The organism is Sphingopyxis fribergensis, from assembly GCF_000803645.1.
Taxonomy (GTDB): Bacteria; Pseudomonadota; Alphaproteobacteria; order Sphingomonadales; family Sphingomonadaceae; genus Sphingopyxis; species Sphingopyxis fribergensis.
This window is the reverse complement of record NZ_CP009122.1, coordinates 1957828-1970732: the sequence shown is the minus strand read 5'-3', so window position 1 is coordinate 1970732 and position 12905 is coordinate 1957828. Positions and strand designations below refer to the sequence as shown.

The window sequence follows — 12905 nt, the reverse complement described above, 5'->3', positions numbered from 1 at the left end:
AACCTCAGTTCCCCCGTGGATCCCGGATCAAATCCGGGATCCACGGGGGAGAGGGAAAGAATAACAGCTCGCCATCCCATTTGTGTCATTGATCGCCGATCCGGTTGCCATGGCAGGAAACGACCGGAAGCGGAAATAATATCCTCCCTGTGGCGTAGCCATGGGGAGGTGGCAGCGCGAAGCGCTGACGGAGGGGCAATGACACCGGCGTCGCGGCCCCTCCATAACCGCCTGCGGCGGCGGTCCCCCTCCCCATGGCTTCGCCACAGGGAGAATTAACGGCAGCTCACCACCCCAACGCAGTCATCGCGGTAAAGGTCTGGGATCCTATAGACGTTAAGGGCTAGTCGCGCTTTTGCAGGCTTATCACGGCTTGGATCGGCAGTTCGGCATAAATATGCGGGAACAGATCGCCGCCGCGTGCCGGTTCCCAGCGCACCGCGTCGCCAAGGCAGGCAAGGTCAACCTCGGCGATCATCAGGCCCGATTGGTCCGCGAAATATTTGGCGATCGTCGTCTCGAGCTGCTCCGCGGTCGACAGGTGGATATAGCCGTCGGCAATATCCACCGGCGCGCCCCGGAACACGCGCTCGCGTTCGAAATCGGCCCATTGTTGTGCAGTGAGCACCTTGAAGGCGGTCGACGCGGTCATTCGGAGGGCGTTTCCGCCGTCGGCGCGGCTTCGGGCGAGGGCGCTTCGCCTTCGATGCCGTCGACGTCTTCCTCGTCGCTTTCCTCGATCAGCGCCGCCGAGACGACATGTTCGTCCTTGGCGACGTCGAATAGGCGCACGCCCGCCGAGCCGCGGCCGATGACGCGCATCGAATCGAGGCCCATCCGGATCAGCTTTGCCTGATCGGTCACCAGCATCAGCTGATGTATCTTCGTGGCGGGGAAGCTCGCGACGACCGGGCCGTTGCGCGCGATATTGTCGATGTTGGTGATCCCCTGGCCGCCGCGACCGGTGCGGCGATATTCATAGGCCGACGACAGCTTGCCATAGCCATTGGCGCAAACGGTCAGGATGAACTGCTCGCTCGCCGCCAATTCGGCCATGCGATCGCCGTCGAGGGTCGGCGCATTCTCATTATCCTTCCACGGCGCGGCGCGCAGATAGGCTTCGCGTTCCTCCATCGTTGTGCCGACGCGGTGGAGGATCGAGAGCGAGATGACCTCGTCGCCGCCTGCCAGCCGCATGCCGCGCACGCCGGTCGAATTGCGGCTCTGGAATTCGCGGACATCGTCGCCGGCAAAGCGGATCGCCTTACCCTGGCGCGTCGCGAGCAGGACATCGTCGCTTTCGTCGAGCAATGCGACGCCGATCAGCCGGTCGTCCTCGTCCTCGCCCTCGAATTTCATTGCGATCTTGCCGTTCGACGGCACGTTGGTGAAGGCGTCCATGCTGTTGCGACGCACATTGCCCTTCGCGGTTGCGAACATGACGTGCAGCTTGCCCCATTCGGCCTCGTCCTCGGGCAGCGGCAGCACGGTCGAGATCGTCTCACCGGGCCCAAGCGGCAGCAGATTGATCATCGGACGGCCGCGCGTTGCGGGCCCGCCCTCGGGCAGGCGCCATACTTTCATGCGGTAGACTTTGCCAAGGGTCGAGAAGAAGAGCACCGGCGTGTGCGTCGAGGTGACGAACAAATTTGTGACGACATCCTCGTCCTTCGTCGCCATGCCCGCGCGGCCCTTGCCGCCGCGGCGCTGCGCGCGGAACGTCTCGAGCGGGGTGCGCTTGATATAGCCGTCGAGGGTGACGGTGACGACCATCTCCTCGCGCTCGATCAGATCCTCGTCGTCGATACCGTCGGCGGCGGGGGCAAGCACAGTCCGGCGCGGCTTGGCGAATTCGTCGCGCACCGCGATCAGCTCTTCGCGCATCACGACATAGAGTTTTTCGCGGTCGGCGAGGATTTCAAGCAGGCCCTCAATCTCGCTTGCCAGCTCTTTGAGTTCGTTACCGATATCGTCGCGACCAAGCGCCGTCAGGCGATGCAGGCGAAGGTCGAGGATCGCCTTCACCTGGATTTCGGACAGGCGATAGCTCGAACTTTCGTCCATCTCGCCATCGATGGCTTCGACGAGACGGATATAGGGCGCGATATCACCGATCGGCCATTCGCGCGCCAGCAGCGCGTCGCGCGCTGCGGCGGGGCTCGACGATCCGCGGATGATGCGGACAACTTCGTCGAGATTGCTGACCGCGACGACGAGACCGAGCAAGATGTGCGCCCGGTCGCGCGCTTTCGCGAGTTCGAACTTGCAGCGGCGGGTGATGACTTCCTCGCGGAAGGCGATGAACGCCTCGAGGATCGTCTTCAGCCCCATCATTTCGGGGCGTCCGCCGCGGATCGCGAGCATGTTGGCGGGGAAGCTCGACTGCGCGGGGGTGTGCCGCCATAGCTGGTTGAGCACGACCTCGGCGGTCGCGTCGCGCTTCAATTCGATGACGACGCGGACGCCCTCACGGTTCGATTCGTCGCGGATATCGGCGACGCCTTCGATCCGCTTGTCGCGCGCGGCCTCGGCGATCTTCTCGACGAGGCCGGACTTGCCGACCTGGAAGGGGATGGCGGTGAGGACGATCGACTGGCGATCGTTACGCCCTTCCTCGATGACATAGGTCGAGCGCATCATGATCGAGCCGCGGCCGGTGGCGTAAGCGAGGCGCGCGCCGCCCTGGCCCAGCATCATCGCGCCGGTCGGGAAATCGGGGCCGGGAATGATCGTCATCAGGTCGTCGAGGCTGATTTCGGGATTGTCGATCGTCGCCAGCGTCGCGTTGATCACTTCGCCAAGGTTATGCGGCGGAATATTGGTCGCCATGCCGACCGCGATCCCACCCGCGCCGTTGACGAGCAAATTGGGGTAGCGCGCGGGAAGAACGGTCGGTTCGGATTCCGAGCCGTCATAGTTCGGCTGGAAATCGACGGTGTCCTTGTCGAGATCGCCGAGCAGCGTGTTCGCGACCTTGGCGAGGCGCGATTCGGTGTAGCGCATCGCCGCCGGCGGATCGGGGTCCATCGAGCCGAAATTGCCCTGACCGTCGACGAGCGGGACGCTCATCGACCAGTCCTGCGTCATGCGCGCGAGCGCTTCGTAGATCGAGCTGTCGCCGTGCGGGTGATATTTACCCATGACGTCGCCGACGATACGCGCCGACTTGCGATAGGGACGCCCGGCGACATAGCCGCTTTCGAACGCCGAGTAGAGGATGCGGCGGTGCACCGGCTTCAACCCGTCGCGGACGTCGGGGAGCGCGCGGCTGACGATCACGCTCATCGCGTAATCGAGGTACGATGTTTTCATTTCATCGACGATATTGATCGATGAAACGCCATCCTCGGACGGCGGCGTAGGCGTATTTTCTTCGGTCAAGACCCGGCCTTTTTTCGTTCTTTCGGGAGGTGGATTTAGCCTAGCCGATGATGGGTGGAAAGGCCAGCGATTCGGTCCTTTTTTCCGTATTTTTTTGCGGGCGAAAAGGACACGGAAAGTAAGGGAAACGAGGGTGAAGGCGTGACGTCATCGTGCGCCATTGCGGGGCTTGCCAATCGCCTCGTCGGCCCTAAAGCTTCGCGTCGATGACCGCTGCTCCAATCCTTCGGCGCCGATGGCCCTGATCGCGCTGGTCGGCGCTTCCGAAACGTTGCCCGACGGGTCGCTCCGTGCGCTCGTCACCGTGGCGGGCGAAACGCTGATCGAACGGCAGGCGGCGCGCCTTTCCGACGTCGGTGTGACGCATATCGCGGTCGCGGTCGCCGCGGTCCCCGCCGAATTGCTGGCAACGTGCGACCGCATCCGCCGCCGCGGGGTGAAAGTGACCCCCGTGCGGGCCGCCGCCGACCTGATGGTGCTGGTCGAGGGCGACGACCGTATCATCCTCGTTGCCGACGGCTTGCGGGCCGGCGGGACGCATTATGCGGCGATCGCGAAGCCCGGATCGCCCGCCATCCTGGTCACCGGCGATACGCCGCTGACGCAGATGTTCGAACGGATCGATGCGACGCGGCGCTGGGGCGGGCTGGCGTGCATTTCCGACACGATGGTCGCCGAACTCGCCGCGATGCCAGGCGAATGGGACATGATGCTGACGCTGCTGCGGCTCGCGGTGCAATCGGGCGCGCGGCGGCTCTATTGCGAGCCTGCGCTGTTCGAGCAGGGCGAGATTGCGATCATCGTCGATCGCCCGACCGCGGTACTGATCGAGCAATCGAGCCTGCAACAGGTCGAATATGGCGGCATGGGGCTCGGGCGCTCGGCGATCATGATGCCGCTGATCCGGCTCGCCGGGCCCTTGCTGGTCAAATCGCCAATGACGGCGCGCTATCTGCCCTATGTCACCGCTTTGCTGTGGGTGATCGTCGCGTTGCTCGCGGCGAGCGGGCTGGCGGCGGCGGGGGCGCTGGTGGCGATTTTCGGTGGACTGGGGCTCGCCGCGATGCGGTTCCTCTCGGCCTTTCGCGCCGAAAGCGCCGCGCAGGACCGGACGCGCGATGTGATCCGCAGCTTTGCGTGGGTGTTGCTTGCGAGCTTCCCATGGCTGCTGTCGCTCAGCGGTCCGGCGCACAAGATGCCCCTGTTTGCCGAGGCTGCGCTGGCGCCGTGCCTTGCTGCGACGATCCTGTTGGCCCGCTGGCTCTATGAGGATTCGGGCGCGCGGCGGCGCTTCCACTGGCTGCTCCCCGACGCCGACCAGGCCTGGATTATGCTTGCGCCGGCGCTGCTCTTCGGCTTCGCGTCGTTGATGTTCGCCATCCTGCCGCTGCTGGCGTTGCTCCAGATTTTGCTCTGGCTGCGGCTCGCTCGGCGCCCGGAGGCGCGGTAAAACAAAGATATTGAAGGTTTAAGGCCTATTAACGCGATCCTGTTATTGGCGGACGCGCATGATTGACTCGGTTTCCTCCCCCGGCATCGACCCGCCCTCGCCGACGCTGTCTGCCCGCCTTCGCGAGTTGGCGGGCTATCTGGCTGCGCCCGCTGCCGGACGGCTGACCGAAGAGCAGCGCGCGCTGTCGCTGGGCATCGCACGCCGGTTGGTCGTCGATGTCGCGGCGCGGCTTCATCCCGGTATCGATCCGGGCGCGCTGTGGGGTGAATGGGTGCGCGGCGGATTGCCGTCTGCGACGCGGCTTGCCGGCATTTGTTTCGCGCGCGCCGAGGAGCATCGCTGGCGCGAGCAATCGGCGCTGCGGACCAGTCCGCCGCCGATCCTTGCCGAAACCGACGCGACGAATGCCGATGCGTCCGCGGTCGGCGAACCGCTGTCCGACGTCGATCGCGCATATCTGGCGCTGCAGATCGCCGACCGTCGCCGCTTCGACGCGCTGGGCAATCCCGCGCTCGCGATCGCCGATCTCGATGGCGAAATTTTCCGCACCCTGTTGCTCGATATCGCCGCGTGGCGGCTCGCCGCGGTAAGCGGCGATACGGCACGCGCCGCCGAGTTGGGAGACGCGGTGCGGGGCGCGACCGAACGGCAGGCGGGCGAGCGCGGCATCGAATCGGCCGGACAGGCCTATTACGAGATTTTGGGTGCCGCCTTGCCCGACGCGGCCGCAGCGGCGATCGCGCGCCACAATTGGCCGACGCTGATTGCGCTTGCCGCCGCCGCGCACCGCCGTACCTATGGCGACTTGGCGATGACGCTGCTGACCGCCGAAAGTGCCGCATTGCCTTCGTTGCTCGCGCCGCTGCGCCTCGATCACGCCGCGCTGGCGCCGCTCGAGGCCTCGCTGATGATGCTGCCCGCGCGTGCGGTGGCCGATGCGAGCAGCGATGAGTGAGCGTATCATCCGGGGCCGGATCGACCGGTCGGGGGCGCTGGTCAGCGCCGACGCGCCGCTGCTGCGCCTGCAACAGCGCGCCGGGGCGGGGCTCGACAAGCCGCTGGCGCTACCGCACCTCGCGCGGCTCGTTACGCTGGCCCAGCGCCTAAATCGCGATATCAGCCGCCCGCTTCATGCCGCCGACGATCATAGCGACATCCACGCATTGGTCCGCATCATACCCGATGCCGAGGGTGCGAGCCTCGAGATCAGCGACTGGCGCACGCGCCCTGTCACACAGCCGCAGGTGCCCGCGATCGCCGATAGCACCGCGGTGCCGCAAAGCTGGACCTGGGAATGCGATCAGCATCTGCGCATCGTCGCTTTGCGGGCAGCCGCCGAAGCGCCACCGATACCGGAGAGCTGGGAAGCGCGCTCGCTCTCCGAACTATTCGAGTTGCAACCCGATGAAGACGGGCGTTTCCCCGTGCTCCGCGCGCTCGCAAGGCAATCGCGCTTCGATGGTCAGCGCGTGCAGGCTGGGGGCAGGGCGATGACGCTGTCAGGCGAGGCGCTGTTCGACGCAACGGGTCGTTTTACGGGCTTTCGCGGGCTCGCGGTCGTCGCCGAAGCCGAGTCGCCCGCCGAGCCACCCTCGAGCGCCACGCTGATCGATCCGGCCTTCGGGTCGCTGCCGCTGTCCGATCCGCAGTTCGGGCGCCGGATCGACGGCGCGCTGCGCGGTCCGCTCAGCCGTATCATCGCGACGGCGGAGACGATTTCCGGACAGTTCGATGGCCCCATTCGCGCCGATTATGCACGCTATGCCGGCGATATCGCGCACGCCGGGCGCCATCTTCTGGGCCTGGTCGACGACCTGGCCGATCTGCAGAATATCGAGCGGCCCGGGTTCAAGGCGGCACAGGATGAGATCGACCTCGGCGATCTGGCGCGCCGCGCGGTCGGCCTGCTCGGCATGAAGGCCGAGGAAAAAGGCATCCGGATCGACGCGCCGCGCACGGACGACCAAATGCCCGCGACGGGCGAATTTCGCCGTGTTCTGCAGGTCCTGCTCAATCTGCTCGGCAATGCGATCCGCTATTCGCCTGAGAACTCGCTGATCTGGATCCGCGTGAACCGCGAGGGCGACCGCGCGATGGTCACCGTCGCCGACCAGGGGCAGGGGATCGACGCCGAACAGCAGGCGGTGGTGTTCGAGAAGTTCGAGCGACTGGGCCGCACCGACAGCGGCGGTTCGGGGCTCGGTCTCTATATCGCGCGGCGGCTGGCGCGGGCGATGGACGGCGAGCTGACGGTCGATAGCGCGCCGGGACAGGGCGCGCGGTTTACGCTGAGTTTACCGGCGCGCGAAGTCTGAATCGAAACGGCGGCCTGGTCGCCCACGCCGCCGCTCGAAATTATAAGGAATTTGCCGCTTAGCGCTTGTCGACCGCGACATAGGGGCGGTGCGTCGGGCCCGTGTAGAGCTGGCGCGGACGGCCGATTTTCTGTGCGGGGTCCGAAATCATTTCGTTCCACTGCGCGACCCAGCCGACGGTGCGGGCAAGCGCGAAGAGTGCGGTGAACATCGTCGTCGGGAAACCGATCGCCGACAGGATCACGCCCGAATAGAAATCGACGTTCGGAAACAGCTTCTTTTCGACGAAATAGGGATCGCTGAGCGCCATTTCCTCGAGCTGCAGCGCGACCTCGAACACCGGGTCGTTGACCTTGAGCGCCTCGAACACCTCGCGCACGGTCTTTTGCATCACCGTCGCGCGCGGATCGTAATTCTTGTAGACGCGATGACCGAAGCCCATCAGGCGGAAGGGATCGTCCTTGTCCTTCGCACGCGCGATATATTCGGGGATGCGCTCCGGACGGCCGATTTCGCGCAGCATATTGAGGGCGGCCTCGTTCGCGCCGCCATGCGCGGGGCCCCACAGGCAGGCGATGCCCGCGGCGATGCAAGCGAACGGATTGGCACCCGACGAACCCGCGAGGCGGACGGTCGAGGTCGATGCATTCTGTTCGTGATCGGCGTGGAGGATGAAGATGCGGTCGAGCGCGCGTTCGACGACCGGGTTCACCTCATAGGGTTCGGCAGGCACGCCGAAGGTCATACGCAGGAAATTGCCGGTGTAGCTCAGCGAATTGTCGGGATAGACGAAGGGCTGGCCGACCGAATATTTATACGCCATCGCCGCGATCGTCGGCATTTTCGCAATCAGCCGGTGGCTGGCGATCATCCGCTGGTGCGGATCGTGGATCTCGGTCGAGTCGGGGTAGAAGGCGCTCAATGCACCGACGACGCCGCACATCACCGCCATCGGGTGCGCGTCGCGCCGGAAGCCGCGATAGAAGGTCGCGAGCTGTTCGTGCAGCATCGTGTGGCGCGTGATCGTATTTTCGAACGTCTGCAGTTCCTCGCCGTTCGGCAGTTCGCCGTTGAGCAGGAGATAGCAAGTTTCCATGAAGCTCGATTGTTCGGCGAGGTCGCCGATCGCGTAGCCACGGTGGAGCAGCACGCCCTCGTCACCGTCGATATAGGTGAGCTGCGATTCGCAGCTCGCGGTCGAGGTGAAGCCGGGATCATAGGTGAAGGCGCCCGTTTGGGCGTAGAATTTGCGGATGTCGACGACGTCGGGGCCGACGGTGCCCGACAGGACAGGGCTATCGACGGTCTTGTCGCCGAGGGTGATTTTCGCAGTGTCGGTCATATTTTGTTCCCTGTACTGACGGCGGGGGGAGAGAGTGGCTACGCCCCTGCCGGATAATGTTGCGCTGCGTCAAGTCGCGCCAGACTCACATCGCGTCCGAGCAACAGCAGCACGTCGAAAATCCCCGGGGAAATGGTTCGGCCGGTTAGCGCCGCGCGCAACGGTTGCGCCAATTTACCGAGCCCCAGTTCGGCGGCTTCGGCTTCGGCACGCACGGCGGCGTCCAGCTCTTCTGTCGTCCAATCGTTCAGTCCGCGCAGTCGCTCTGTCACCGCAGCAAGCAGGCCTTCGGGCGAGGCCCTTAGCACCTCGGCCGCCTTTTCGTCCACTGGCAACGGGTCCGGCTGATACAGGAAAATAGCGCCATCGGCGATCTCGTCGAGCGTCTTGGCGCGCGGCTTCAGCGACTCCATCGCGCGCGCCAGCAGGTCGCGGTCGGCATCGTCCAGCGCGCGCCCAACGAGCTTTTCGACGCGCGGCGCGACGAGGCCCGCGAGGCGCGCATTATCGGCTTCACGCAGATAATGGCCGTTCAGATTTTCGAGCTTTTTGAAATCGAACCGCGACGGCGAACGGCCGACATGCGCAAGGTCGAACCACTCGGTCGCCTGCGCCCGGCTGATGATTTCGTCATCGCCATGCCCCCAGCCGAGGCGGAGCAGATAATTGTTCACCGATTCGGGAAGATAGCCGAGTTCGTCGCGGTACGCGTCGACGCCGAGCGCGCCGTGGCGCTTCGACAGCTTTGCCCCGTCGGCGCCGTGGATCAGCGGAACATGGGCATAAACGGGCTCGCACCAGTTCATCGAGCGGATCAGCGCGAGCTGGCGGAACGCGTTGTTGAGATGGTCGTCGCCGCGGATCACATGCGTCACGCCCATGTCGTTGTCGTCGACGACGACGCTGAGCATATAGGTCGGCGTGCCGTCGCTGCGCAGCAGGACGAAATCGTCGAGTTCGGCGTTCTGGACGGTGACGTCACCCTGGACCTTGTCGGCGATCGTCGCGGCGCCGTCCTGCGGCGCGCGCAGGCGGATAACATGAGGAGCCGACGGGTCGCCGTCGTCGCGGTCGCGCCACGGGCTGCGGACGCGGAAGGGCAGGCGTTTTTCCTGCGCCTCGGCACGCATCGCGGCGAGTTCGTCCTGTGTGAGGTAGCAACGATAGGCTTCGCCTTTCGCGAGCAGTTCCGCCGCAACCGCAGCGTGGCGCGGCGCGCGCGCGAACTGGAACACCGTCTCGCCGTCCCAGTCGAGGTCGAGCCACTGCATGCCGTCGAGAATCGCGTCGATCGCGGCGTCGGTCGAGCGCGCGCGGTCGGTGTCCTCGATCCGCAGCAGGAATTTGCCGCCGTGATGGCGAGCGAACAGCCAGTTGAACAGGGCGGTGCGCGCGCCGCCGATATGCAGGAAACCGGTCGGCGAGGGAGCAAATCGCGTCACCACGTCGGCGCCGGTTGCTTCGGGTGTCGCGTCGCGGCTCGCTGCTGCCACTTTGGTCTGGTTTTCGGTTGCCACTGCGGCCTCTTTCACTCAATTTGCCGCCCTTCTGGGCGGGGATCGGGGGAGCCCCTAGCATGGCGACAAGGCTGCTTCAAACGCCCATTGCGCGAGCTTGGGTCATACATTGGTGTCGGATCGCCGATGGGCTCGAAGCGCGGCTCGAGGCCGAGCGCGAGCGGGTCGGGCTCTGGCTGCCCGTTGCGCTCGGCACCGGTATCGCCGCATGGTTCGCATTACCCGCCGAGGCGCACTGGACGGGATTGCTGTTCGTGCTCGCAGGCGGCTTGTGCGCGGGGCTGCTCATCGGCTGGCATAGCCGGCTCGGGCGGCTGATCGTCATCGGGTGCGGAGTGACGGCAGCGGGCGTTTTGCTGATCTGGGCGCGCGCCCTATGGGTCGCGGCGGCGGTGTTGGCGGCACCGGTGGTGACCGAATTTTCTGCGATCGTCGAGCGCGTCGAGCCGCTGCCTGCGAAGGGACAAATTCGCATTATAGCTTTGCCGCGGAACCGCGCCGATTTGCCGCCGCGCGTGCGGTTGACGCTGCGCAGCGAACAGGCGGCCGACCTCACCGATGGCGCGACGATCGGGGTCAGGGCGCGGCTGATGCCGCCACCAACGGCGAGCCTTCCCGGCGGCTATGATTTTGCGCAGCGCGCATGGTTCGACCGCATCGGGGCGGTCGGGACGGTGTTGGGCGAGGTTTCGCGGGCGCCGGGCAGCTGGGGCGGGATACCGCCTCTGCGCGCGCGGCTCAGCGCGCATATCCATGATCAGGTTGCGGGATCGCCGGGCGGCATTGCTGCGGCGCTGGTGACGGGGGATCGCGGCGCGATCAGCGAAATCGACGAGGGGGCGATGCGGCGCAGCGGACTGGCGCATCTGCTGTCGATCAGCGGGCTGCACGTGACCGCCGTCGTCGGGTTTGCGATGCTGCTGACGATGCGGCTGTTCGCGCTGAGCCGGCGGCTGGCGCTGGCGGGTTATGTCCTTCCCCTCGCGGCAGCGGCAGGGGCGCTTGCGGGCGGTGGATATACATGGCTGGCCGGCGCCGAAGTGCCGACGCTGCGCTCGTTTATCGCCGCGCTGCTCGTGCTTGTCGCCTTTTTGATGGGGCGCGAGGCGCTGACGCTGCGGCTGGTTGCGGCGGGCGCGCTCGTCGTGCTGATCTGGCGGCCCGAATCGCTTGCGGGGCCTAGTTTCCAGCTGAGTTTTGCGGCGGTCACCGCGATCATCGCGCTGCACGAGAGCCGCCCGATGCGCGGCTTTCTGGCGCGGCGCGAGGAATCGTGGCTGCTGCGATTCGGTCGCGCCATTGCAGGGCTGCTTGTCACCGGGCTTGTCGTCGAAGTCGCGCTCGCTCCGATCGCACTGTTCCATTTCCACAAGGCGGGCCTCTATGGCGCGCTCGCCAATGTCGTCGCGATCCCACTGACGACCTTTGTTATCATGCCCGCCGAGGCGCTCGCCTTGCTGTTCGACAGCGTCGGACTGGGCGCGCCCTTCTGGTGGATTGCCGAACAGGCGCTTAGCGCGCTGATCGGACTGGCCCATGGCGTTGCGAACGCGCCGGGTGCGGTTGCGACTTTGCCGACGTTTCCGCGCTGGGGCTTTGCCCTGGCAGTCTTCGGCGGTCTCTGGCTGCTGCTGTGGAACACGCCCTGGCGTCGCGCCGGCGCATTGCCGTCGGCGATCGGAATGGCGGCGCTGCTCGTCCAGCCGCGTCCCGATCTGCTGGTGACCGGCGACGGCCGCCATATCGCCGCGGCGATTCCCGGTGGCAGCTACGCGCTGCTTCGCGACCGGGCGGGCGATTTTGTGCGCGGCAGCATGGCCGAGGCCGCAGGTGTCGATGCTCCTTTCTCGGCGCTCACCGAGCTCCCTCATGTCGAATGCAATCGCGATTTCTGCCGCTGGAGCCAGGGAAAGGGCCCGCGACGCTACATCATCCTCGCCTCGCGCGGGCGCGACCGGATCGAGGGTGCCGACATGGCGGCCGCCTGTGCCGCCGCCGATGTCGTGATCAGCGACCGCTGGCTGCCGCGCGAGTGCGTCGGGCGATGGATGACCATCGATCGCGACAGCCTGGCCGAAACCGGCGGGCTGGCGCTCTATCTGGGCGAAACACCGGGGGCCGTCGCCACGCTGCGCGCGGGCGACAGCCATCCGTGGCGTTTACCGCAACAGCTTAGTGGTAACGACGAAGCAGTCCCGACAGCCGCCCCTGCACGATGACGCGATCGGCGGGGTAGCGCTGCGGTTCATAGGCGGCGTTTGCCGGATCGAGGCGGATCATCGGGCCTTCGCGGCGGAAATATTTGAGCGTCGCATCTTGTCCGTCGACGAGCGCGACGACGATATCGCCTTCGCGTGCGGTACTCGCTTTCTGGATCAGCGCATAGTCGCCGTCGAAGATGCCCGCCTCGACCATCGAGTCGCCCGATACTTCGAGCGCATAATGTTCGCCGGAGCCGAGCAACGCGGCGGGGACCGTCAGATTATTATGGTCCTCGAACGCCTCGATCGGCACGCCGGCCGCGATCTTGCCATGCAGCGGCACCTCGACGATGTCGTTGGCGGCGATCGGTCGCAGCGCGGGGGCGGGTTTGCGCAGCGGCACGACATTTTCGCGCGGCGGAGCGGTTTTTGCCGCTTCAGGCACTTTGAGCACCTCCAGCGCGCGAGCGCGATTGGGGAGACGACGGAGAAAACCTCTTTCTTCCAAAGCACTTATCAGGCGATGTATGCCAGATTTCGACTTCAGACCCAGCGCCTCCTTCATCTCCTCGAACGATGGCGAAATGCCGCTCGTGTCGAGACGTTGCTGGATGAAGTGGAGCAGCTCGTGCTGCTTGGCGGTCAACATCGGTTGTTCTCCATGATGCCAGTTCCGGACATAGAGAGAACGATAGT

Annotated in this window: 9 protein-coding genes; 4 read left to right on the top strand and 5 right to left on the bottom strand. The window is 65.6% G+C overall.

Annotated elements, in window-relative coordinates:
* Positions 1–343: 343 nt before the first annotated feature.
* Positions 344–652, bottom strand: a complete 309-nt coding sequence (locus tag SKP52_RS09130; RefSeq protein ID WP_039574168.1) for a DUF952 domain-containing protein — start codon at positions 650–652, stop codon at positions 344–346.
* Positions 649–3312, bottom strand: a complete 2664-nt coding sequence (gyrA, locus tag SKP52_RS09125; RefSeq protein ID WP_267128056.1) for a DNA gyrase subunit A — start codon at positions 3310–3312, stop codon at positions 649–651. The genes SKP52_RS09130 and gyrA overlap by 4 nt, the downstream gene beginning before the upstream one ends.
* A gap of 304 nt (positions 3313–3616) precedes the next feature.
* On the opposite strand from gyrA, the gene SKP52_RS09120 reads away from it, so the two are divergent.
* The 3 genes from SKP52_RS09120 to SKP52_RS09110 are packed head-to-tail and all read left to right on the top strand — an operon-like array spanning position 3617 to position 7149.
* Positions 3617–4831: a hypothetical protein gene (locus SKP52_RS09120; protein WP_039580440.1), complete on the top strand. Its 1215-nt coding sequence runs from the start codon at positions 3617–3619 to the stop codon at positions 4829–4831.
* Between the two features lie 58 nt (positions 4832–4889).
* Positions 4890–5789, top strand: coding sequence for a hypothetical protein (locus SKP52_RS09115; RefSeq protein ID WP_039574164.1), 900 nt, complete (start codon positions 4890–4892; stop codon positions 5787–5789).
* A complete protein-coding gene (locus SKP52_RS09110) occupies positions 5782–7149 on the top strand; it encodes a sensor histidine kinase (RefSeq protein WP_039574162.1) in 1368 nt (455 codons plus the stop codon). Before SKP52_RS09115 ends, SKP52_RS09110 begins: the two co-directional genes overlap by 8 nt.
* 58 nt (positions 7150–7207) lie before the next feature.
* Here the strand turns inward: SKP52_RS09110 and SKP52_RS09105 are convergent, their stop codons facing one another.
* Both SKP52_RS09105 and gltX read right to left on the bottom strand, forming a co-directional pair.
* A complete protein-coding gene (locus SKP52_RS09105) occupies positions 7208–8491 on the bottom strand; it encodes a citrate synthase (protein WP_039574161.1) in 1284 nt (427 codons plus the stop codon).
* Between the two features lie 38 nt (positions 8492–8529).
* Positions 8530–10008 carry a glutamate--tRNA ligase gene (gene gltX, locus SKP52_RS09100; protein WP_081997274.1) on the bottom strand — a complete coding sequence of 493 codons (1479 nt, stop codon included), beginning with the start codon at positions 10006–10008 and terminating at the stop codon, positions 8530–8532.
* Between the two features lie 59 nt (positions 10009–10067).
* Between gltX and SKP52_RS09095 the strand changes: the two genes are divergently transcribed.
* Positions 10068–12227 (top strand): ComEC/Rec2 family competence protein, encoded by a 2160-nt coding sequence (locus SKP52_RS09095; RefSeq protein WP_039574157.1) that lies wholly within the window; start codon positions 10068–10070, stop codon positions 12225–12227.
* Here SKP52_RS09095 and lexA read toward each other — a convergent pair.
* Positions 12181–12858 carry a transcriptional repressor LexA gene (gene lexA, locus SKP52_RS09090; RefSeq protein WP_039574154.1) on the bottom strand — a complete coding sequence of 226 codons (678 nt, stop codon included), beginning with the start codon at positions 12856–12858 and terminating at the stop codon, positions 12181–12183. The genes SKP52_RS09095 and lexA overlap by 47 nt on opposite strands.
* Between the last annotated feature and the right edge of the window lie 47 nt (positions 12859–12905).

Excerpts from the sequence above, each read along its gene's own strand:
- SKP52_RS09130 (WP_039574168.1), bottom strand. The coding sequence starts at position 652 with ATGACCGCGTCGACCGCCTTCAAGGTGCTCACTGCACAACAATGGGCC.
- gyrA (WP_267128056.1), bottom strand. The coding sequence starts at position 3,312 with ATGAAAACATCGTACCTCGATTACGCGATGAGCGTGATCGTCAGCCGC.
- SKP52_RS09120 (WP_039580440.1), top strand. The coding sequence starts at position 3,617 with ATGGCCCTGATCGCGCTGGTCGGCGCTTCCGAAACGTTGCCCGACGGG.
- SKP52_RS09115 (WP_039574164.1), top strand. The coding sequence starts at position 4,890 with ATGATTGACTCGGTTTCCTCCCCCGGCATCGACCCGCCCTCGCCGACG.
- SKP52_RS09110 (WP_039574162.1), top strand. The coding sequence starts at position 5,782 with ATGAGTGAGCGTATCATCCGGGGCCGGATCGACCGGTCGGGGGCGCTG.
- SKP52_RS09105 (WP_039574161.1), bottom strand. The coding sequence starts at position 8,491 with ATGACCGACACTGCGAAAATCACCCTCGGCGACAAGACCGTCGATAGC.
- SKP52_RS09095 (WP_039574157.1), top strand. The coding sequence starts at position 10,068 with ATGGCGACAAGGCTGCTTCAAACGCCCATTGCGCGAGCTTGGGTCATA.
- lexA (WP_039574154.1), bottom strand. The coding sequence starts at position 12,858 with ATGTTGACCGCCAAGCAGCACGAGCTGCTCCACTTCATCCAGCAACGT.